The organism is Bacillus sp. AK124 (assembly GCF_053903085.1).
In genome coordinates, this window is the sequence record NZ_CP096378.1 from 1,343,003 (window position 1) to 1,363,852 (window position 20,850).

Consider the following 20,850-nt stretch of genomic DNA (forward strand, 5'->3'; position numbering starts at 1 on the left):
TTTCCAGGTCTTTCTAAAGGTGCTGGAAAACACCTTCATCAATTGAAGGGAAGGAATGCGCTTGTTCAAAACGTTTGATGAAGCACTCAGCTGGATTAACGGAAGGCTTAAATTCGGTGTGAAGCCGGGTTTGGAACGAATGGAATGGCTGCTGAGAAAGCTCGGACACCCCGAGAAAAAGCTCAATGCGATTCATGTCGCCGGAACAAACGGAAAAGGTTCAACGATCGCTTTTCTCCGTACGGTATTAAATGAAGCCGGTTATACAGCAGGCACCTTCACATCACCGTATATCATTACCTTTAACGAACGGATCAGCGTTGACGGCGCACCGATCTCAGACGACGAATGGACGGCGCTCTTTAATGAAGTCGGGCCTCTCGTCCTTGAGCTTGAAAAAACCGAATTCGGAGCCGCCACCGAATTTGAAATTATTACGGCATGCGCATTTTTATATTTTGCTAAATACCGGAGCACCGATTTTGTTATTTTTGAAACGGGATTAGGCGGCCGTTTGGATTCGACAAACGTTGTGAAGCCGATGTTAACGGTCATCACTTCGATCGGTCATGACCATACGGCGATATTAGGCGGTACGCTGAAAGAGATTGCCGCAGAAAAGGCGGGGATCATCAAACACGCCGTTCCTGTTATCACAGCCGTTCATCAGCGTGAAGCAGCTGAAGTGATAAAACGAAAGGCGATGGAGACAGAATCTGCTTTTATATCCCTTCATGAGGATTGCGAGCTGTACGGAGAGCGTTCACTGTCCGATGGAGAACAGTTTTCACTGAAAACACCGTTACATCGTTATGAAAGAATTGAAACAAGCCTGATCGGAACCCATCAGCGGCAAAACGCGTCTTTGGCCATACTTGCGGCCGAATGGCTGACAGCCGAAAAACATGCGGCCATCGGCGAAGAAGAGCTGAAACGCGGCATTCATAAGGCGGGATGGCCCGGCCGGTTTGAGAAGGTATTGAACAGGCCTCTCGTTTATATCGACGGCGCTCATAACAAAGAAGGGGTAGAGCGGCTGGCCGAGACGATCACGTCCCACTTCGGCGGGCGGAATATTCACGTATGCTTCAGCGCCCTCAAAGATAAGCCGTACAGAGACATGATCCGCAAAATCGAGTCGTTTGCGTCATCGATTCACTTCACATCTTTTGATTTTCCGAGAGCGGAATCCGCTCATAAGCTGTTTGAGCAAAGTACCGCTGATCATAAAACATGTGATGAAGACATCGGCTCTGTTTTCCGCTATATCAAAGAACAAGCTGAAGATGAAAAAGCGGTGGTCGTTGTTACCGGGTCGCTTTACTTTATTTCCGCCGTCAGGGCAGCTTTAACTGAATAAAAAACATAAAAATGCGCTTTTGGCCATCGGCTGACAGCGCATTTTTATGTTTTATGAAAAGCGGAGGCGCTTCATATTTGCTAAAATAACAGCCTCAGGAATCCGCTCTTTCCCATGAAGCGGTTAAATTTGATTGTGAGGCTGATCGTGATGTTCATCTTTTACCTTTTTACGGCGGGGTTAGTGCTCGGTTCCTTTTTTAGTTCGGCCGGGCGCCGCATTCCTGAAAAGATATCATTGATTGCTCCGCGTTCCCTCTGCCGGGCTTGCAAAAGAAAGCTGGGCCTCTCGGAGCTGATACCTGTTTTGTCCTATTTGATGCAGCGGGGGAGGTGCAGGGGGTGTCAAACCCCGATATCGATCGTGTATCCGGCAGTTGAGCTCTCCGCCGCCATCCTGTTTGCGTTTGCCGGCATGCACGTTGGGCACCAGGGGGAGCTGGTGATTGTGCTTGCTCTTATTTCCCTGCTTTTGATCGTCTTTGTATCTGATGTGACACATATGGTCATTCCGGATGCTGTTCTTTGTTTTTTCCTGATTGTCTTTGCTGTCGGACGGTTTCTTGTTCCCCTTGAGCCGTGGCATTCCGGTTTGAGCGGTGCGTTTGCCGGCGGTATGCTTCCGCTCTTGACGCTGCTTTTGACGAAAGGAGGGATCGGCTGGGGGGACGTAAAGCTGTTTGCGGTGCTCGGCATGGCGCTCGGCAGCCGCCTCCTCATTCTCGCTTTTTTCCTTTCGGCAGCCGCGGGAACGGTGCTTGGTCTTATTGCGCTGCTGGCAGGCAAGCTCAAGAAAAATGAACCTATGCCGTTTGCTCCCGCGATTCTGATCGGGACGCTGATAAGCTGTTTTTATGGCAATCCAATGATCGAGTGGTACCTTCAAATGGCACGGTGGTGAAAAATTTGACGAAACCTTTTTGGGCAAGACGACAAAAGTCTTGTTCTTTTTTTTTGAGGCTGTGATAAAGTGTGGACAATAAGAGGGACAGCCTTTGGGAGAACTCCTCCTTCCTTCTGGCTTCCCTCTGCCGATCGTATAGAGAGCGGCCAAACTGCCGCCTAATCTTAATATAAAACAATAAACGGAAAGCGAGGGAAGCACATGAAAAAAAGGAAAAGCAAGAAAAACTCAGCTAAAAAAGCGCCCCAGGAAGACCCGCTCAAAGTGATGATCAACGGCAAAGAAGAGACCATCTACGGAAATGAAAAAGAGTTTTCCAACAGAAATGAAGAAAAGAAGTTCACCTTTTCGAACTGGGAAGAAAAGAGAAAGGCAGAACGGGAAATATCGGCTTCAAAAGAGGACGGCACACCTGAAACAAGTGAATTTACATGGACTCCTCCAGATGAAGAAGAAACCGTCTACAAAGATGACCCTAAAGTGGTGAAGCCTTATCAAAAGAAAAATGAAGCCAAAAACAAAAACAACCGAAAAACGAAAACGTCCCTTACGTATCCTGTGAAGCGCTTTGCTGCGACCATTATCTTTGCTGTTTTGCTCGGCACGGGACTCGGGCTGTTCGCGCTGAATCTCGCAACCCATAAAGAAGGAGTGCCGGCATCCGGCAGCCTGGGTGCGGATGCGGAAAACGGGCAGACGGTTAAAGCCGGTGACTCCGATGTCGATGAGAAAAAGAGCGGAGAAAAAAATAGCGGACAAGCGGGAGAATCTTTTAACAGCTTTGCCGTTCAAGCCGGCAAGTTTTCATCTAAAGAAGGAGCGGAGACGCTGGCCTCTCAAATCGCAGACAAGGGGTATGCCGCAGTTTCGATTGCCAAGGACGACGGGTTTTATGTGATCGCCGGAATAACGGGTGAAAAGCAGATGACATCTGAACTTGGCAAAATATTAATTGAAAACGATTTTGAAGCGTGGGGCGGAAAAGAGCTTCCGGTTGCACTCGAGCCCGGTTTGCTGGAGCCTTTTAAAGAAGCGGCTGAGCTGTCGGCAAAAGCGATTCTCGGCGCGGAGGTTACATCTCAAAACATAGCTGATGTCAAAGCTGAACTTGACGGCGCCAAATCAAAAGGAGAATCTGACGAGGTAAAGAAGAGCATACTGGAAGCGGTCAACCTGCTGGAGAAACCGACCGCAGCCAACGGCTGGAAAAGCCAGCAGCTATTGCTGAGCCAAATAAAATAAAAAACCGGCAGAGGTGAACTGCCCCCCTGTCAAGTAGACAGTGGAAATAACGAAAACACACTAGACAGCTTTAGCCCTGTATTCCGCCGGGCTGAGGCCGTTTAGTTTTTCTTGTAGACAATCGTGATTGTAAAACGTGAACACCATACTTGTCCGCAATCTCTTACCGAAGCATTTCCTGATCACATTCTAAAAGAATGTTCAGTTTTTCTTCTATCGTGTACCATTTCCCAGCCATGAAAAAACTCCCCCAAAGTAAACAGATTTTTTTTCATCTGTCTACTTTTAGGGGAGCATATCAGATGCGCTGGTTTTTTTATTTTCACGATTTTTGTCATTAAAAAGTTACTTTTCTGAAATTGTGGCGGCGGCGTTCTTTTGGTAGGATAAAACAGGTATCTTTTTTTCCTATGCAAAAACCTTTGAAAGGATGTCTTCTTATGACCCGACAGCTCATATTGGCTTCACAATCACCCCGCAGAAAGGAACTCCTCGATCTCCTGCAGATTCCGTACAGCATCGTTACGAGCAACGCGGAAGAAAAATTAATTCGAAACTTTTCACCAGCAGAAAACGTCAAATGGTTGGCGGAACAAAAAGTGCGTGCAGTAGCCGAACAATATCCTGATGCCGTCGTCCTTGGCGCCGACACTATCGTTCTTTATGACGGGGCTTATTTAGGCAAGCCCAAAGATGCCGAAGATGCAAAAAGGATGCTGAGCATGCTTTCGGGACAGACCCATTCAGTGCTCACCGGCGTCTGCATTAAGGACGGCGAGAGATGCGAAACATTTTTTGAAGAAACCGAAGTCTCTTTTTGGCCTCTTGAAGAAAAGGAAATCAGCGCTTACATCGCTACGGGAGAGCCGTTTGATAAAGCCGGTTCATACGGAATACAAGGAAAAGGCGCGCTTTTTGTCAAACAGATAAAGGGTGACTATTATACAGTTGTGGGTCTTCCGATTTCCAAAACGATGAGAATGCTGAAAACGTTTGACTTCACTCCTTTTGATGAACCGAACGAGAAGGGAATCAAAAGGGAGGGTTTATCATAAGCGATCTGCCATTGAAATTAAAGGATTTTCCTGATGAAGAAAGGCCGCGGGAGCGCCTTCTCAACACAGGCGCCGAAAGTTTGTCAAACCATGAACTGCTCGCGATACTGCTCAGGACCGGGACGAAAAAAGAATCGGTTCTTCAGCTTTCAAGCCGGCTGCTTCAAACGTTTGACGGCCTCCGTTTGTTAAAAGAAGCATCCGCTGAGGAGCTTTCAAGCATTTCCGGGATCGGCCGCGCCAAAGCCGTGCAGATTTTGGCGGCGCTCGAACTTGGCCGGCGCATTCACAGCCTTGCCTGCAAAGACCGTTATGTGATCCGTTTCCCCGAAGATGCGGCCAATTTTTTAATGGGGGATATGCGCTTTCTGTCTCAGGAGCACTTCGTATGCCTGTATCTGAACACGAAAAACCAGGTGATCCACAAGCGCACAATTTTTATAGGAAGCTTGAACTCTTCAATCGTCCATCCGAGGGAAGTGTTTAAGGAAGCTTTAAAGCGCTCCGCAGCCTCATTCATCTGCGTCCACAATCATCCGTCCGGAGATCCGGCTCCAAGCCGCGAAGACATAGAAGTTACACAGCGCCTTCACGAGTCCGGACAGCTGCTTGGAATCGAATTGCTCGATCATATCATCATCGGTGATCAAAAATTTGTGAGCTTAAAAGAAAAAGGATATTTGTAACACTTTTTTTTTCATTAAATTAAGCTATAATAGAATTTATGGGTTTTTGCTTAGGAATATTGTTTTAAGAAAGGAAGATACATACAAATGTTTGGAATTGGTGCGAGAGACCTTGGAATAGATTTAGGAACGGCGAATACGCTTGTTTTTGTGAAAGGTAAAGGAATTGTCGTCAGGGAGCCTTCCGTCGTTGCGCTGCAAACAGATACAAAGCAGATCGTTGCAGTCGGAAACGATGCGAAAAACATGATCGGACGTACGCCCGGCAATGTCGTCGCCCTCCGCCCGATGAAAGATGGCGTAATCGCTGATTATGAAACAACAGCGACAATGATGAAACATTATATTAGCAAAGCTGTTAAAAACAAAGGCTTATTTGCGAGAAAGCCGTATGTCATGGTTTGTGTTCCGTCGGGAATTACGGCGGTTGAGCAGCGTGCGGTTATCGACGCGACGCGCCAGGCCGGGGCGAGAGATGCATATCCGATTGAAGAACCGTTTGCAGCGGCGATCGGAGCCAATCTTCCTGTTTGGGAACCGACTGGAAGTATGGTGGTCGACATCGGCGGCGGAACGACCGAAGTCGCGATTATTTCCCTCGGCGGCATCGTCACATCCCAGTCTATCCGCGTTGCCGGTGATGAAATGGATGAAGCAATCATTACTTATATTAGAAAAACATATAACTTGATGATCGGTGACCGTACTGCGGAAGCGATCAAACTTGAAATCGGTTCTGCCGAAGCTTCTGAAAACGGAGAAAGCATGGAAATCCGCGGCCGCGATCTTTTAACAGGTCTGCCGAAAACGATTGAAATCACTGAAAAAGAAATTACAGCGGCGCTTCGCGACACTGTGACTGCAATTGTCGATGCCGTAAAAAATACGCTTGAAAAAACTCCGCCTGAACTCGCGGCTGATATTATGGACCGCGGAATTGTCCTGACGGGAGGCGGTGCGCTGCTGCGCCACTTGGACAAAGTCATCAGCGAAGAAACGAAAATGCCGGTTTTAATTGCGGAAGACCCTCTTGACTGTGTAGCGATCGGAACAGGTAAAGCTCTCGAGCAAATTCATCTATTTAAAGGCAAAAATTAAGGACACAGGGAATAGAAGAGGTGTATAATCATGCCGCAGTTTTTTACGAATAAACGGTTGATGCTTTTACTCCTTTGTATCATCATTTTAGTGGCAATGATTGGATTTTCGTTAAAGAATGACCGGAATGCAACTTGGCCCGAAAAATTTATTGGCGATACAACTGGTGTATTCCAAACGATTTTTCATACGCCCGCTCAATTTTTTGCGGGCTTCTTTGAAAATATCGAAGACTTAAAAAATACGTACAGCGAAAATGAGCGCCTGCGGAAAAAGCTCGACGGCCAGACGCAATACGAGGCAAAGCTGCAAGAGCTTGAAAATGAAAATAAGTCTTTAAGAAAAGAGCTCGGCCATTTGAAATCAATTAAAGACTACACGCCGATTCTGGCGACCGTTATCGCCAGAAATCCCGATAAGTATGAGTGGTGGAACCTGATCACGATTAACAAAGGTTCTAAGCACGGCGTCGAAAAGGATATGGCGGTCACAGATGAAAACGGCAACTTGATCGGAAAAATCAAAAGCACAAAAGTGAACAATTTCACTTCCACCGTCCAGCTTTTAAGCGCAACAGACAGAAACAACAGAATTTCTACGGTTATCGCTGCAAATAAAGGCAAGAAAACGGTCAACGGAATCATCAACGGCTACGACTCCGAGAAAAAGGCGCTGTCAATGGAAATCATTGAGCCTGATGAAGACAGGGAAGTGAAAAAAGGAGACCTCGTCGAAACTTCCGGCGCGGGCGGCGTTTTTCCGAAAGGCCTGACGATCGGAAAAGTGACAGAAGTTGAACCCGATTCCTACGGCTTGACGAAAATCGCTTATGTAGAGCCGGCGGCCGATATGTATAACCTTGATAACGTCATCGTCGTCGACAGAACGCTTGATACGGTGGATGTCGACAAGATGGACGATGAGGAGGAAGGTTCGTGAAACGCTTCCTTCTTCCCGTCGTTATGATGTTTGTTTTAGTATCTGACAGCGTCTATGCGGATTTTGTCAACCTGCCTTTTGTGACGGAAGAACAGCAGCTCATCCCGCGTTTTCTGCTGCTTGTCTTAGTTTTTATGACGGCTTATGTCAATCAGCCTTTTGCCATTACATATGGATTTATTTTCGGATTGTTATATGATATTAATTACACCGACCTTTTAGGTGTATATATGTTCGGTTTTGCCGGTATTTGCTATTTATCGTCAAAAGCATTCAAAGTATTGCAGACAAACGCGCTGGTCGTCATTTTTATTTCGCTGCTCGCCGTCTGTGTTCTTGAATTCTACCAATATGGCGTGCAGATGCTGATACGTCCGGAAATCATGCCGTTCCATCAATTTGTGCTCGGCAGGCTCCTGCCTACGCTTGGGCTGAACGCTGTTGGCGGCCTTTTGCTCATTTACCCGTTCAAATGGTTTTTTACCAGTCTTAAGAAAGAGCTGAGGAATGAGTAAAAGAGGATTTTATGAGCCGATGTCGAAAAGAGTATGATGTTGAGGTGAACACCGTGAAGACCCAAAAGCAGCAATACGTAACAATTAAAGGAACGAAAAATGGATTGACGCTTCATCTTGATGACACATGCTCTTTTGAAGAATTATTGTACGGTCTTCAGGATATGCTGTCACTCGAACATTATATGGATGGAAAAGGCCAGAAAATCAGTGTGCTCGTTAAGCTCGGCCACCGTTATGTGACAGAGGAGCAAGAACAGATCCTGACCGATGTGATCACTGAGAAACAAAATCTGTTCATCCACTCCATTGAAAGTGAAGTCATGACCAAAGATGAAGCAAACCGTTTAAAAGCGGAAAGCGAAATTATTTCTGTCGCTAAAATTGTCCGTTCAGGGCAAGTCCTTGAAACGGAGGGTGATTTGCTTCTGATTGGGGATGTGAATCCGGGAGGAATGGTGAAGGCCGGAGGGAATATTTTCATTCTCGGCTCATTAAGAGGGATTGCCCACGCCGGTTTTAATGGAAATAAACGAGCTGTTATTGCGGCTTCGGATATGAGACCGACTCAATTGCGTATCAATCATGTGCTCAATCGCTCCCCAGACCACATCCAAGAAGGGAACGACATGGAATGTGCTTATTTAGATGAAAATGAGAATATGGTCATTGACCGCCTTCAGCAATTAGCTCATTTAAGACCTAGTTTAACAAGGCTTGAGGGAGGAATGTAAAATTGGGTGAAGCTATCGTAATAACCTCGGGGAAAGGCGGAGTAGGCAAAACGACGACATCCGCAAATCTTGGCACCGCCTTGGCCATTTTGGGAAAACGGGTATGTCTCGTTGACACGGATATCGGCCTGCGCAATCTTGATGTTGTCATGGGCCTTGAAAATAGAATCATATATGACTTGGTAGATGTCGTTGAGGAGCGATGCAAAATCCATCAGGCGCTTGTGAAAGATAAACGCTTCGATGATTTGCTTTATTTGCTCCCGGCCGCCCAGACAAGCGATAAGTCGGCTGTTCTTCCCGAGCAGATGGTCAAGCTTGTCCAGCAGCTCAAACAAGACTTCGACTACATTGTCATCGACTGCCCTGCAGGGATTGAGCAAGGTTATAAAAATGCGGTCTCGGGCGCTGACAAAGCGATTGTCGTAACGACACCGGAAATCTCCGCTGTTCGTGACGCCGACCGGATCATCGGCCTGCTTGAAAAAGAAGAAAATATTGAGCCGCCGAGACTTGTCGTCAACCGGATCCGCAACCACCTAATGAAAAACGGCGATACGCTGGATGTTGATGAAGTCATTCAGCACTTGTCGATCGAACTGATCGGTATTGTTGCGGATGATGACGAAGTGATTAAAGCTTCCAATAACGGGGAGCCTGTCGTCATGGATCCGAACAATAAAGCTTCAATCGCATACCGGAACATCGCCCGCCGCGTGCTGGGCGAATCTGTGCCTTTACAGTCGTTTGAAGAAGAAAATAAAGGCGTTTTCGCAAAGATTAAATCATTTTTCGGCGTACGCGCTTAACTTGCAAAAAAGCAATCTCCAAAGCGAGATTGCTTTTTTTGCAGTTTCATTGATCGTTTTCGACTTTGTGCTTTAACAAGGAAAGCTTATTGTCCCAATACATGTCGAAGTAGGCGAGCCACTGCTGCAGCTCCGCGAGAGGTTCGGGATGAAGCCTGTACAGTTTTTCTCTGCCCGCTTTTCTCCCGCTGACAAGCCCGGCTTCTGACAAAATTCTAAGATGCTTTGAAACAGCCGTCCGGCTCATCGGGAAATGATTGCTGATATCTGTTACAGGCAATTCCCTGCCGGCGAGGAGCTTCAGCATCTTTCGCCGTGAGGGATCTGAAACGGCTTGGAACACATCATGTTTTACGGCCGAGGATGTCACGAGCCTTCCACTGCCTGACGCAGCTTTTGATTGACGATCGCTTCCCAGCCGCCATTCATCCGATTGCGGACATCCGCTTGTTTTTCTCCCGCTTTTGAAACCGTTTCTTCCGGCGCGCCCCATCCTGAATGAATCAGGGTAAATTCGGTTTTTTCTGCAGACAGCTTTTTCAATTCAAATGTGACGATCCATCCAGACGTATCCCAGCTGAAAGCGAGTCGATGCGGCGCTTCAAGCTCGATCACTTTGCACGGGGAGGGGCCGAACGGAGACTGCAAGGTGAATTCACAGCCGATCTCCGGACGGAAATCATTTGGCATAAACCAGGCGGCGATGCCTTCGCTGGTGGCGACAGCTTCCCACACTTTTTCTATCGATGCGTGAAAAACAGCCTGTTTATGTATATCAGGCACTTGTTGATTGCTCATAATAGACCTCCTAGAAAAAAGTAAAACCAAAAGGTTTCCTATCTATTATATGAAACCTTTTGGTTTTATGTCAATATACCGTCATAATCCCCTGGGACAAGACATATCATTGAACAAACGAACCTGAATGTAAAGGATGAGGGTTATGAGTCATAGAGCAGATGAGATTCGAAAAAGAATGGCCAGGAAAAGAAAGCGGAAGACGCAGGACAAACAGCCCTTTTCGTCAGACGGCAAAAAGCTGCCGGTCAAGCCGCCTGCATGGACAGCCTTTTCGGAAGATGAAAAGGCCGGAGACTTCCCTCCGCCTGAGGGAAGCTCCCTGCTGATAAACGGGAAGCACCCGCTTGTCAAAGCGGATGCGCTCATCATGAAATGTCTTCTGTCGGCATGTCTTGTCCTTGTGTCCGCCATTGCCTACAAAGGCCAGTTTGAACCCGCAAACCAAATCAAGCCAGTCATCAGCCAGGTGTTTACTGAAGAGTTCCAATTCGCGGCCCTCCAGAATTGGTATGAATCCAAGTTTGGCGATCCCCTCGCATTCTTTCAGCCGAAAGGCGACAAACCATCCGGCCAGGTCGAGGTGAATCAGGATCTCGCTGTTCCTGCCATGGGAAAGGTTCAGGAGAAATTCTCAGGCCAGGGCATTAAGGTAGAAACAGAAGACGAAACGATCCGCAGTATGAAGGAAGGCTATGTCATTGAAGTGGACAAAAATCCGGAAACGGGCCTGACGGTGGTTTTGCAGCATGCGGACAACAGCTATACCTACTACGGCCAGCTGAAAAAAGCGGATGTCGCTTTATACGATTTTATAGATAAAGGAACGAAGCTCGGAACGATTAAGCAGGATAAAAATCAAAAAGGCGTCTATTACTTTGCGATCAAACAAGGAGAGGAATTTGTTGATCCGATACAGGTGATCACATTTGAATAAATGGACGGAGCTCTTCACCAAGCTTCACATTCACCCGCTGCTGTGGCTTGTCATGGCGATCGGTATCATGACAGGACATATTAAAGCGCTGTTTTGTTTAATGATCGTTATTTTGATTCACGAGCTTGGCCACGCTGCTGCTGCCGTTTATTTTTCATGGAGAATTAAAGGCATTTTTCTGCTGCCTTTTGGAGGAACGCTTGAAGTCGATGAACATGGCAACAGACCGTTAAAGGAAGAGCTGGCCGTCATCGCCGCGGGACCTGTTCAGCATATTTGGCTTCAATTTGCAGCCTGGCTTTTGGCGGTCAATTCGCTCGTCAGCCCTCATATATTTGAAATGTTTACCTTTTACAATCTGACCATCCTCTTGATTAATCTATTTCCGGTTTGGCCGCTTGACGGCGGGAAGCTGCTGTTTTTGCTGTTTTCAAAACACCTTCCGTATCAGAAAGCACAGCGGATGATGCTGGCTGTGTCGTGCTTTTGCTGTACTGTTTTAATCGCGGCGATTCTGTTGGTTTCCCCGTCACAGCTGAGCGCTTGGGTGCTCCTCGTATTTTTGGCTGCATCTCTTTACCAGGAATATCGCAATCGCCATTACGCCCATATCCGTTTTTTGCTTGAGCGCTATTACGGAAAGGAGAGGGAAGTGCGACGCCTCGCCCCGATCACGGTGTGCGCCGAACAGCGGATTTATGAGGTCATGCTTCTGTTTAAAAGAGGCTGCAAACACCCGATCATTATTGAGAAGGACGGACAAAAACTGAGCCAGCTTGATGAAAACGAAGTTCTCCACGCTTATTTTACAGACAAGCGCACGACTTCCTCAATGGAAGATCTGCTTTTGGTTTATTGACGATATCCATCTTCTAAAAGACATTGACACTCGAGCTCTTTTCTGGTATATTTTTTAATGTTATGGATGTAGCACCCGTGCTACAACCGCTCAGCACAGGTGTTAAGTGCTTTCTTAGCCCCCTGTGACTGGCGAGTCTTAGTTTATTAGGAGGTGCAGAGATGTACGCAATTATTCAAACAGGCGGAAAACAAATCAAAGTTGAAGAAGGCCAAACTGTATACGTCGAAAAGCTTACTGCTGAAGCCGGCGAAACAGTTACTTTTGACAACGTATTGTTTGTCGGCGGTGAAAATGTTAAAGTTGGCAGCCCTACGGTTGAAGGCGCTACGGTAACAGGCAAAGTTGAAAAACAAGGCCGCGCGAAAAAAATTACCGTATTTAAGTACAAGCCGAAGAAAAACCAACATAAAAAACAAGGTCATCGTCAACCTTACACTAAAGTTGTAATCGAAAAAATCAACGCTTAAGGCGTGTATGATATGATTCATGCAAAGGTTACCAGAGCCCGATCGAACAAAGACATCTTAGGCTTTGAAATGTCGGGACATGCGAATTTTGCTGAACATGGTCAGGATCTCGTTTGTGCAGGGGCATCGGCGGTCGCCTTTGGAGCTGTTAATGCCGTCATGAAGCTGACGGGCATTGAGCCGGTCATTGACCTCGGGGAAGACGGCGGATTTTTATCTTTCGGATTCCCGGACGGTACGGATCGGGAGGCTTTTGAAAAGGCGCAGCTCCTTCTCGAAGGCATGATCGTCTCCCTTGAAACGATCGAACGAGACTACAAAGGTTACTTAAAAGTAACGACGAACAGAATATAGGAGGTGAGCTACATGCTAAGATTAGATCTTCAGTTTTTTGCATCTAAAAAAGGAGTAGGTTCAACGAAGAACGGACGTGACTCTGAGGCGAAGCGCCTAGGTGCTAAACGTGCAGACGGTCAATTCGTATCTGGCGGTTCCATCCTTTATCGTCAGCGCGGAACAAAAATCTATCCAGGTGAAAACGTTGGGCGCGGCGGAGATGACACTCTATATGCAAAAGTCGACGGAACTGTTAAATTCGAACGTTTCGGCCGTAACCGCAAAAAAGTGAGCGTATATCCTGTAGCCTAACCTTTAAACGAAACTCCGGTCGTTCTGACCGGAGTTTTTTACATACAGCATCGTGACTTGCTTAAAAACACCTTCCCGCCCCCTGGACAAGGCCGGGTTTCCGCTCTGATTCTGCTTCTTTAAAGTATATAAACGTGTTTCATTTATACTGCCTTCTCTGTTATAATTCAAAGTACAAACTGAATCAGACTCCTAAAATAGAGAACAAACGATTGGGAGTGCAAAAATGGAAGAAACTTCGAAAAAACAAGAAAAGACGATGGACGATAAGGCTTTGACCCATGAGCTTATTCATCTGCTCAGCCATTCAAGGCACGACTGGATGAATAAACTGCAATTGATTAAAGGAAACTTAACATTAAAAAAGTATGACCGCGTATTTGAAATTATTGATGAAGTGGTCATCGAAGCTCAGCATGAATCAAAGCTTTCAAACCTTAAAATCCCGCGTGCGGCGTATGAGCTGCTTACATTTAACTGGATGGCCCATTCGCTGACGCTTGAATATGAGGTGATCGGTCAGGTCAGAGATTTGTCAGCTTATGAAGAGAAGCTCGTCGTTTTCGTCAGAAAGCTGTTTGGGACTTTTGAGGATGCCGTTTTGAAAGGCGGCGACAATCATCTGACGATCACGCTGCAGACGGACGGTCTGGACGATCGGCTCGTCATCTTTCTGGATTTCCACGGCGTATTCACAAAACTGACCGGTATCAAAGACTTTCATCATTCACTGGCTGATTTTTATGAAATCAAGCGGCTTGATGTAACAGACTGTGAGTGCATCGCCGAAATTCATATCAAGTAAAGCGGTTTTTAGGAATAGAACGGAGGACATTATGTTTGTTGATCAGGTAAAAATATACGTAAAAGGCGGAGACGGAGGCAACGGGATGGTTGCTTTCCGCCGCGAAAAATATGTGCCAAAAGGAGGCCCTGCCGGAGGTGACGGCGGAAAAGGCGGAGACGTCGTTTTCAAAGTTGACGAAGGCCTCAGCACGCTGATGGATTTTAGATATCAAAGACATTTTAAGGCGACGCGCGGAGAACACGGCATGTCTAAAAACCAGCACGGCCGAAATGCAGAAGACATGGTTGTGAAAGTTCCGCCCGGCACGGTTGTCATTGACGATGATACAAAGCAGGTCATCGCTGATCTAACCGAACACGGACAGGAAGCCGTCATCGCAAAAGGGGGACGCGGCGGACGGGGCAATACCCGGTTCGCTACGCCTGCCAACCCGGCGCCGCAGCTTTCTGAAAACGGCGAGCCCGGCAAGGAGCGCTATATCGTTCTCGAGCTGAAAGTTTTGGCGGATGTCGGCCTTGTCGGTTTCCCAAGCGTTGGGAAGTCAACGCTTCTGTCTGTCGTGTCTTCGGCCAAGCCGAAAATTGCCGATTACCACTTTACAACACTGAACCCGAATCTCGGAATGGTCGAAACGGAAGACGGCCGCAGTTTTGTCATGGCGGATCTTCCGGGACTGATTGAGGGGGCGCACGAAGGAGTTGGCCTCGGACACCAATTCCTCAGACATATCGAAAGAACGCGCGTCATCGTGCACGTGATCGACATGTCGGGTCTTGAAGGGCGCGACCCGTATGAAGATTATGTGACCATCAATAAAGAGCTTGAACAGTACAATCTGAGGCTGACAGAACGTCCTCAAATTATTGTCGCCAATAAAATGGATATGCCGGATGCGGAAGAAAATCTGAAGGCATTCAAAGAAAAGCTTACAGATGATTATCCTGTTTTTCCAATCAGCGCGTTGACCAGACAAGGGTTGAGGGATCTGCTGTTTGAGATTGCCGACCGTTTGGAAACGACACCGGAATTCCCGCTCTACGACGAAGAAGACATGACTGAAAACAGAGTCATGTATAAGCTTGAGGATGAGGAAGCGCCATTTGAGATCAGCCGTGATCCTGACGGCACCTTTGTGCTCAGCGGAGCCAAGCTTGAACGCTTATTTAAAATGACGGATTTTTCAAGAGACGAGTCTGTTAAGCGTTTTGCCAGACAGCTTCGCGGAATGGGCGTTGATGACGCGCTTCGTGCTCGCGGTGCAAAAGACGGAGATACGATCCGTCTTCTCGAATTTGAATTTGAATTTATCGACTGATCATACCGGAGAGTTTGCCAGGCAAGCTCTCCGACTTTTAGCTGAAAGGAATGCTTTTCCTTTCGCCGGATCAATGTAAAGGAATCAGGGTTTTTAAAAGGAGAGAAAAGTCTGTGAAAGAGGAGACCTTTTATCTTGTCAGGGAAGACGTGCTGCCGGAGGCAATGCGGAAAACACTTGAGGTCAAAAAGCTGATTGAGCGGAAAAAAGCGGAATCTGTAGCTGAAGCCGTCCAAAAGGTAGATTTGAGCCGAAGCGCTTTTTACAAGTACAGAGATGCGGTTTTTCCTTTTTATACGATGGTCAAGGAGCAGATTATCACGCTTTTTTTTCATTTGGAGGATCGCTCGGGAACGCTGTCCCATCTGCTCCAAGTGGTGGCTGAATCGGGCTGCAACGTGCTGTCGATCCACCAGACCATCCCTCTTCAAGGAAGAGCGAATGTCACGCTGTCCGTCAGTACGAGAGGCATGGATGGAAATATCGATTTGCTGATGAACAAATTAAGAAAGCTGGAATTCGTAGAAAAGGTCGAAATACTAGGTTCGGGCGCTTAAAGGGAGAGAATGTCATATATCATGAGTATGAGAGTAGGTTATTTAGGTCCAGAAGCAACATTTACGCACCTTGCCGTCTGCTCCTGCTTTTCAGATGCAGACCAGCAAGCATTTAACACGATACCCGCATGTATGGATGCGGCGATGAACGGCGAGATTGATCTGGCTGTCGTCCCGCTTGAAAATGCGATTGAAGGATCGGTGAATCTGACAATAGACTACTTAATCCACGAACAGCCTCTTTATATTGTCGGAGAAATCACCGCTCCCATCCGTCAGCATTTACTTGTGCATCCTGCAAGAAAAGAGGCTTGGGAAGACATTCAGAAGGTTTATTCCCATTCCCATGCCATCGCGCAATGCCATAAATTTTTGCACAGCCGGTTCCGCTCCATTCCGTTTGAATATGCGACATCCACCGGAGCAGCTGCAAAATACGTGAGTGAACATCCGGACGAGAACATTGGCGTAATCGCCAATGAAATGGCAGCCGCTACGTATGGATTAGACATCGTCAAAAGAGATGTGCATGACTATGAATACAATCACACGAGATTTGTGATGCTCCATCCGGATCACGAGGCATCTCCACCGGTCAATCCGCACTTGACGGGAAGGCCGAAAACGACTTTGCTGGTAACCCTTCCTTCGGACAAATCAGGGGCTCTCCATCAAGTGCTGTCGGCTTTCGCCTGGAGAAATTTGAATCTTTCTAAAATTGAATCGCGGCCGACAAAAACCGGTCTCGGCAATTATTTTTTCATTATTGATATTGAAATGGCACTGGACGACGTGCTGATTCCGGGTGCGATAGCTGAGCTTGAAGCTTTGGGCTGCAAGGTGAAAATGCTCGGAGCCTACAATGCGTATACATTATAAAGAAAAGGTCCTTTGCGTTGATGACGGCAAAGGACCTTTTCTTTATTCGGGAATGAGGATGCCCGCTTTTTGCAGGGCGTCGCAAGCTTGTTCGATCTTCTCTTCGTCATCTGCCTCCAATGTGTGCAGATGGGTGCCGTTTGTCAGTTGAGACAGATAAGCGGCGTTTGTCGACGAGATTTTTTTGACGAAGTCCGAGACTTCTTTTCTTGTGCTGACCCTGATCGAAGCTGTTAAGTCACCGTAGACCGGATGTTCAATCGTTACATCTTTCACCGTTACGCCAAAGTCGACGATCAGATTCAGTTCTTCTTCCGTTTTTTCCGGCTCGTGGTCACAGGCGATGATCCGCTGAACCGGCTGTTTTTTGCCGAGGGCCGACCGCAAATACACGTATCCTTGGCTTGTTGCGATGATCGGTTCGTTTTTTGCTTTTAATAAAGAAATGTCCTGTACGATGACCTGCCGTGAAACAGATGCTCTTTTCGCCAGTTCGCTTCCTGTCAGCGGAGCCTCAGACTCCTTCAGCCAGGCCAGAAGCTGCTGGCGCCGCTCAGCGCCCGTAAGTTTTAATCCGTCTGTCAATCCGATGGTCTCCTTTCTCATGCATCATATCTTCAAAAACGTCCAACAGCTTATCAACATGTTCGCTTGTCGTATCGCATCCGAACGAAATTCGGACGAATTGAAGCGCGAGCTCCCTTGGGACTAAAAGGGCTTTCATCGTATTCGACGGCTCATGATAGCCGGCTGAACACGCGCTTCCGGTAGAAATGCAAATTCCTCTCCGATTACATTCCAGCATAGTATATTGTCCTTCAAAGGAATGAAAAAAACAACCTATAATATGCGGCAGAACATGCGAATTTGCCGAATCGGGCACAGCGAGGGAGACGGGAAGCTTCCGGGCTTTTGCCTTTTCCAGAAAACGGGCGCGCAGCTCCTGATGTTTAAGATACGCGGCATCCATACGCTTTATTGTCAACTCGGCAGCGGTAATGAAAGCGCCGATTCCAGGGACATTGACGGTGCCGCTCTTCAATCCGTTTTCATGTAAAGTGCCCGGGTAGACGGGTTTCCAGTTCACACCAGGCCGAATATAGACCGCTCCAACTCCTTTTGGTCCGTATACTTTATGGCTTGAAAAAGATAAGGCATCAGCGCCGAGCTCATCAATGCCGACCGGAATCTTGGCAAAGGTCTGTACGCAGTCGCTGTGCAGGAGCACGTCCCGCTTATGCAAGTAAGCCGAAAGCTTTGCCAGGGGCTGGATGACGCCTGTTTCTGAGTTGGCATGCTGAATTGAGACAAGACCTGTATCAGGACGGAGGTGCCGTTCCAGTATCTCTGTTGTGATGATGCCTGAAGCATTTGGTTTCATCAAGTCGACTTCAAAGCCCAGTATCTCAAGATGCCGCTTCAAAATGTGGATCGACTGATGTTCCATTTCTGTCATTAAAAAGCGCTGCTTTCCGGCGGGGAGTCCATTTAAGATGGAGTGAATCGCCAAAAAATTGGCTTCGGTGCCGCCGCTCGTAAAATAAACGCCTTCTTCTTCCCCGGATAAAAGTTCCGCCATCTTTTGGCGGCAGTAGCGCAGAATACTTTCGGCTTTCCCTCCTGCATCATGCAGACTACTCGAATTTCCGTACACGTCTGTGCTCAGTTTTTGAAACGCGTCCAAGGCTTCTTTTGCCGCCGGTGTCGTCGCTGCATAATCAAGATAAATCACGGCTCTCGTCTCCCATTCTTTATAAAAAATACTTGAGTTTATTTTATCGATATGTAAATATAGGTGTCAAGACATATGTAAATTTACAGGAGGAGTCGACATGTCTCATCAGACGATAATTGTTGTCGGAGCAGGTGCCGCTGCGCTGTCTTTTGCTGCATCCATTCCGCCGTCTTATGAAGTGATTGTGATGACAAAAGCATCTGTAAAAGACAGCAATTCAACCCTCGCTCAGGGAGGAATTGCCTCGGCTGTATTGCCTCGCGATTCCTGGTCAGCTCATGCGGACGACACATTATATGCCGGATGCGGCCACAATCAAATCGAAGCGGTTCAAGATGCCATTAAAGACGGCCAGCGCCTTGTTGATGAGCTGATTCTTCAGCATTTCCCTTTTGATACTGACGAATCCGGAAAGCTCTGCCTCGGCAAAGAAGGCGCACATTCGATGAACAGAATTTTGCATGCCGGGGGAGACGCTACGGGGCAGGCGCTGATCCGGCACTTAATCGGAAGGCTCGGTCCTCACGTCATACTGAAAGAATACGAAACGGCGGCGGATTTATGGATGGAAGACGGACGCTGTGCGGGCGTCTGGACGAAAGACCGCCAGGGAAAGACTTTTCTCAGGAAAGCCGATTTTGTTGTGCTGGCGGCAGGAGGCTGCGGAAATCTATTTCAAATCAACACGAATAACCGTTCTGTGACAAGCGATGCGATTTCTTTGGCATATCGGGCAGGAGCCGAGCTCGCAGATTTGGAATTCGTTCAATTTCATCCTACATTGCTCGTCAAAGACGGGCGCGCACACGGGCTTGTTTCAGAAGCTGTGCGCGGAGAAGGAGCTGTCTTGGTTGATGAAAACGGCCAGCGGGTGATGGAAGGGATTCACCCCATGCAGGATTTAGCGCCGCGGGACATCGTATCTCGTGCGATTCACGAAAAGCTTGCCTGCGGAAGCAGCGTATTTTTGGATATTACCCGCATATCAGACTTTAAAAGCCGCTTCCCTACGATTTCCTCTCTTTGCGAAAAAGCCGGAATTTCCATTGAAGAAGGCCGGCTTCCGGTTTCACCGGGCATGCATTTTTTAATGGGGGGCGTTTCTGTGAACAGATGGGGGGAAACGGCGGTTCCACACCTTTATGTGATTGGGGAAGCTGCATGCACCGGCTTTCACGGTGCCAACCGTCTGGCAAGCAATTCTCTCTTGGAATGCATCGTCTTCGGAAGGAGAGCGGCGGAACGGATACAAGCTTATCAAAAACTTGAGCCTGTCAGAGGACAATCTCCTCAGCCTGAGGATGTGACATATTCTGTTCCCCTGACAGATGTGAAGGATATTCAAAAACACATGACAGATCATGTGGCGATCGTGCGAACGGAGGATGAATTGACGAAGGCGAAAGAATGGCTTGAGCGAGTGCCTTTTCAAATCGTGAATGTGAAAGAAATCACAAAAGAACAGCTTGAATTAGCTCATTTATGGCAGACCGCCAAGCAGATGACGGCCTCGGCATTGCTTCGTACAGAAAGCAGAGGCGGCCATTACCGTTCGGATCGCCCGGTGCCTGATGATAAAAACTGGCATGGCAAGCAAATCGTTCACACAAAAGGCGGGATCAAGATAAGACAAAACGAAGGGATTGTGAAATATGCAGCGGCTCATACTTAGGAACATGCTTAAAGAATTTTTCAAGGAAGATATCGGCTGGGGGGATTTCACTTCTGAAGCCGTTTTCGATGCCAATCTTCAATGCGAAGCTGTCATCACAGCGAAGGATGACGGATGGTTTGCAGGAGAATTAGTAATTTTCGAAGGCTTTCGGCTGCTCGATGAAACGATTGCCGTGCAAATGCTGAAAACAGATGGCGAAGCGGTCCATAAAGGAGAAACGATCGCGCGACTCAAAGGCCGTGCAGCTTCTCTCATGACCGGCGAACGGGTCGTGCTGAATCTCATTCAAAGAATGTCGGGGATCGCCACTTTAACAAAGCAGTCCGTTATCAGGCTGAATGATCCGGATATCGCGATTTGCGATACGAGAAAGACGACGCCGGGCCTGCGCATTCTTGAAAAATACGCGGTCAAAACCGGCGGGGGCTGCAATCACCGTTATGGTTTGGACGGCGGCATCATGATTAAAGACAACCACATTGCCGCCTGCGGCTCGATTTCAAAAGCGGTTGAAAAAGCACGGGCAGCGTGCGGCCATATGGTCAAAATCGAGGTGGAGATCGAGTCTGAACAAGAGCTTCAAGAAGCGATTGAGGCTGAAGCCGATATCATTATGTTTGACAATTGTCCTCCTGACAAGGTGAAAGCATTTGCGGAAATGACACCCGCAGGCATTATGACGGAAGCTTCAGGCGGAATTTCATTTGAAAATCTCCCCGCATACAGGGGAACAGGGGTGCACTGTATTTCATTGGGCTACTTGACCCATTCGGCGAAAAGCCTTGATATCAGCATGAATGTCGATCTAAAAAAATAAGCGGGATTGGA

General features: G+C 47.5%; 25 protein-coding genes and 1 other annotated feature. Of the genes, 21 read left to right on the plus strand and 4 right to left on the minus strand.

The genetic code is table 11. The annotated features are described in order from the left end of the window. Nucleotides 1–61 precede the first annotated feature (61 nt). The 10 genes from M1E06_RS06730 to minD all read left to right on the plus strand — a co-directional run bounded on the left by M1E06_RS06730 (nucleotide 62) and on the right by minD (nucleotide 9,341). Entirely contained in the window at nucleotides 62–1,360 is a 1,299-nt protein-coding gene (locus M1E06_RS06730; protein WP_302052753.1) for a bifunctional folylpolyglutamate synthase/dihydrofolate synthase, read from the plus strand. A gap of 150 nt (nucleotides 1,361–1,510) precedes the next feature. Next, nucleotides 1,511–2,260 carry a prepilin peptidase gene (locus tag M1E06_RS06735; protein ID WP_035339331.1) on the plus strand — a complete coding sequence of 250 codons (750 nt, stop codon included), beginning with the start codon at nucleotides 1,511–1,513 and terminating at the stop codon, nucleotides 2,258–2,260. A 204-nt stretch (nucleotides 2,261–2,464) separates the two neighbouring features. Beyond that, complete coding sequence (locus M1E06_RS06740) at nucleotides 2,465–3,505, plus strand: SPOR domain-containing protein (RefSeq protein WP_035338237.1); 1,041 nt, start codon at nucleotides 2,465–2,467, stop codon at nucleotides 3,503–3,505. Between the two features lie 440 nt (nucleotides 3,506–3,945). Further along, on the plus strand, nucleotides 3,946–4,560 hold the full coding sequence (locus M1E06_RS06745; RefSeq protein WP_051967039.1) for a Maf family protein: 615 nt from the start codon (nucleotides 3,946–3,948) through the stop codon (nucleotides 4,558–4,560). Nucleotides 4,561–4,571: 11 nt separating this feature from the next. After that, a complete protein-coding gene (gene radC, locus M1E06_RS06750; RefSeq protein WP_020452451.1) occupies nucleotides 4,572–5,246 on the plus strand; it encodes a RadC family protein in 675 nt (224 codons plus the stop codon). A gap of 87 nt (nucleotides 5,247–5,333) precedes the next feature. Then, the gene (locus M1E06_RS06755; RefSeq protein WP_003184042.1) at nucleotides 5,334–6,344 is read left to right on the plus strand and encodes a rod shape-determining protein; all 1,011 of its coding nucleotides are present in this window, start codon (nucleotides 5,334–5,336) and stop codon (nucleotides 6,342–6,344) included. 30 nt (nucleotides 6,345–6,374) lie between these two features. Beyond that, the gene (gene mreC, locus M1E06_RS06760) at nucleotides 6,375–7,283 is read left to right on the plus strand and encodes a rod shape-determining protein MreC (RefSeq protein WP_017474373.1); all 909 of its coding nucleotides are present in this window, start codon (nucleotides 6,375–6,377) and stop codon (nucleotides 7,281–7,283) included. Then, nucleotides 7,280–7,798 (plus strand): rod shape-determining protein MreD, encoded by a 519-nt coding sequence (mreD, locus tag M1E06_RS06765; protein ID WP_020452449.1) that lies wholly within the window; start codon nucleotides 7,280–7,282, stop codon nucleotides 7,796–7,798. Before mreC ends, mreD begins: the two co-directional genes overlap by 4 nt. Before the next feature lie 53 nt (nucleotides 7,799–7,851). Then, entirely contained in the window at nucleotides 7,852–8,532 is a 681-nt protein-coding gene (gene minC / locus M1E06_RS06770; protein WP_023855422.1) for a septum site-determining protein MinC, read from the plus strand. A gap of 2 nt (nucleotides 8,533–8,534) precedes the next feature. After that, nucleotides 8,535–9,341, plus strand: a complete 807-nt coding sequence (gene minD, locus M1E06_RS06775) for a septum site-determining protein MinD (protein WP_020452447.1) — start codon at nucleotides 8,535–8,537, stop codon at nucleotides 9,339–9,341. A gap of 46 nt (nucleotides 9,342–9,387) precedes the next feature. Here the strand turns inward: minD and M1E06_RS06780 are convergent, their stop codons facing one another. Both M1E06_RS06780 and M1E06_RS06785 read right to left on the minus strand, forming a co-directional pair. Next, nucleotides 9,388–9,711 carry an ArsR/SmtB family transcription factor gene (locus M1E06_RS06780; RefSeq protein WP_035338319.1) on the minus strand — a complete coding sequence of 108 codons (324 nt, stop codon included), beginning with the start codon at nucleotides 9,709–9,711 and terminating at the stop codon, nucleotides 9,388–9,390. After that, nucleotides 9,708–10,139, minus strand: coding sequence for an SRPBCC family protein (locus tag M1E06_RS06785; RefSeq protein WP_035338321.1), 432 nt, complete (start codon nucleotides 10,137–10,139; stop codon nucleotides 9,708–9,710). The genes M1E06_RS06780 and M1E06_RS06785 overlap by 4 nt, the downstream gene beginning before the upstream one ends. Before the next feature lie 145 nt (nucleotides 10,140–10,284). Between M1E06_RS06785 and M1E06_RS06790 the strand changes: the two genes are divergently transcribed. The 9 genes from M1E06_RS06790 (at nucleotide 10,285) to pheA (ending at nucleotide 16,612) form a co-directional block, all read left to right on the plus strand. Next, entirely contained in the window at nucleotides 10,285–11,076 is a 792-nt protein-coding gene (locus tag M1E06_RS06790) for a peptidoglycan DD-metalloendopeptidase family protein (RefSeq protein WP_035338323.1), read from the plus strand. Further along, nucleotides 11,069–11,935: a M50 family metallopeptidase gene (locus M1E06_RS06795; RefSeq protein WP_035338329.1), complete on the plus strand. Its 867-nt coding sequence runs from the start codon at nucleotides 11,069–11,071 to the stop codon at nucleotides 11,933–11,935. The genes M1E06_RS06790 and M1E06_RS06795 overlap by 8 nt, the downstream gene beginning before the upstream one ends. A 74-nt stretch (nucleotides 11,936–12,009) precedes the next feature. Further along, nucleotides 12,010–12,084, plus strand: a sequence feature (ribosomal protein L21 leader region). A 12-nt stretch (nucleotides 12,085–12,096) separates the two neighbouring features. Further along, nucleotides 12,097–12,405: a 50S ribosomal protein L21 gene (gene rplU / locus M1E06_RS06800; RefSeq protein ID WP_035338332.1), complete on the plus strand. Its 309-nt coding sequence runs from the start codon at nucleotides 12,097–12,099 to the stop codon at nucleotides 12,403–12,405. 12 nt (nucleotides 12,406–12,417) lie between these two features. Further along, nucleotides 12,418–12,759 (plus strand): ribosomal-processing cysteine protease Prp, encoded by a 342-nt coding sequence (locus tag M1E06_RS06805; protein WP_035338334.1) that lies wholly within the window; start codon nucleotides 12,418–12,420, stop codon nucleotides 12,757–12,759. Between the two features lie 12 nt (nucleotides 12,760–12,771). After that, complete coding sequence (gene rpmA / locus M1E06_RS06810; RefSeq protein WP_003184023.1) at nucleotides 12,772–13,053, plus strand: 50S ribosomal protein L27; 282 nt, start codon at nucleotides 12,772–12,774, stop codon at nucleotides 13,051–13,053. A 226-nt stretch (nucleotides 13,054–13,279) separates the two neighbouring features. Continuing rightward, complete coding sequence (locus M1E06_RS06815) at nucleotides 13,280–13,858, plus strand: sporulation initiation phosphotransferase B (RefSeq protein WP_035338336.1); 579 nt, start codon at nucleotides 13,280–13,282, stop codon at nucleotides 13,856–13,858. Between the two features lie 31 nt (nucleotides 13,859–13,889). Further along, nucleotides 13,890–15,176, plus strand: a complete 1,287-nt coding sequence (gene obgE, locus M1E06_RS06820; protein WP_020452440.1) for a GTPase ObgE — start codon at nucleotides 13,890–13,892, stop codon at nucleotides 15,174–15,176. 113 nt (nucleotides 15,177–15,289) lie between these two features. Beyond that, entirely contained in the window at nucleotides 15,290–15,733 is a 444-nt protein-coding gene (locus M1E06_RS06825; protein ID WP_023855415.1) for an ACT domain-containing protein, read from the plus strand. A gap of 27 nt (nucleotides 15,734–15,760) precedes the next feature. Beyond that, a complete protein-coding gene (gene pheA, locus M1E06_RS06830) occupies nucleotides 15,761–16,612 on the plus strand; it encodes a prephenate dehydratase (RefSeq protein ID WP_035339345.1) in 852 nt (283 codons plus the stop codon). A 42-nt stretch (nucleotides 16,613–16,654) separates the two neighbouring features. On the opposite strand, the gene M1E06_RS06835 is transcribed toward pheA, so the two are convergent. Both M1E06_RS06835 and M1E06_RS06840 read right to left on the minus strand, forming a co-directional pair. After that, on the minus strand, nucleotides 16,655–17,197 hold the full coding sequence (locus M1E06_RS06835; RefSeq protein WP_035338338.1) for a transcription repressor NadR: 543 nt from the start codon (nucleotides 17,195–17,197) through the stop codon (nucleotides 16,655–16,657). Beyond that, a complete protein-coding gene (locus M1E06_RS06840; protein ID WP_020452436.1) occupies nucleotides 17,166–18,344 on the minus strand; it encodes an IscS subfamily cysteine desulfurase in 1,179 nt (392 codons plus the stop codon). The genes M1E06_RS06835 and M1E06_RS06840 overlap by 32 nt, the downstream gene beginning before the upstream one ends. Before the next feature lie 100 nt (nucleotides 18,345–18,444). On the opposite strand from M1E06_RS06840, the gene nadB reads away from it, so the two are divergent. After that, nucleotides 18,445–20,019: an L-aspartate oxidase gene (gene nadB / locus M1E06_RS06845; RefSeq protein WP_035338341.1), complete on the plus strand. Its 1,575-nt coding sequence runs from the start codon at nucleotides 18,445–18,447 to the stop codon at nucleotides 20,017–20,019. Further along, entirely contained in the window at nucleotides 20,000–20,839 is an 840-nt protein-coding gene (nadC, locus tag M1E06_RS06850; protein ID WP_035338343.1) for a carboxylating nicotinate-nucleotide diphosphorylase, read from the plus strand. Before nadB ends, nadC begins: the two co-directional genes overlap by 20 nt. The last annotated feature ends 11 nt before the right edge of the window (nucleotides 20,840–20,850 follow it).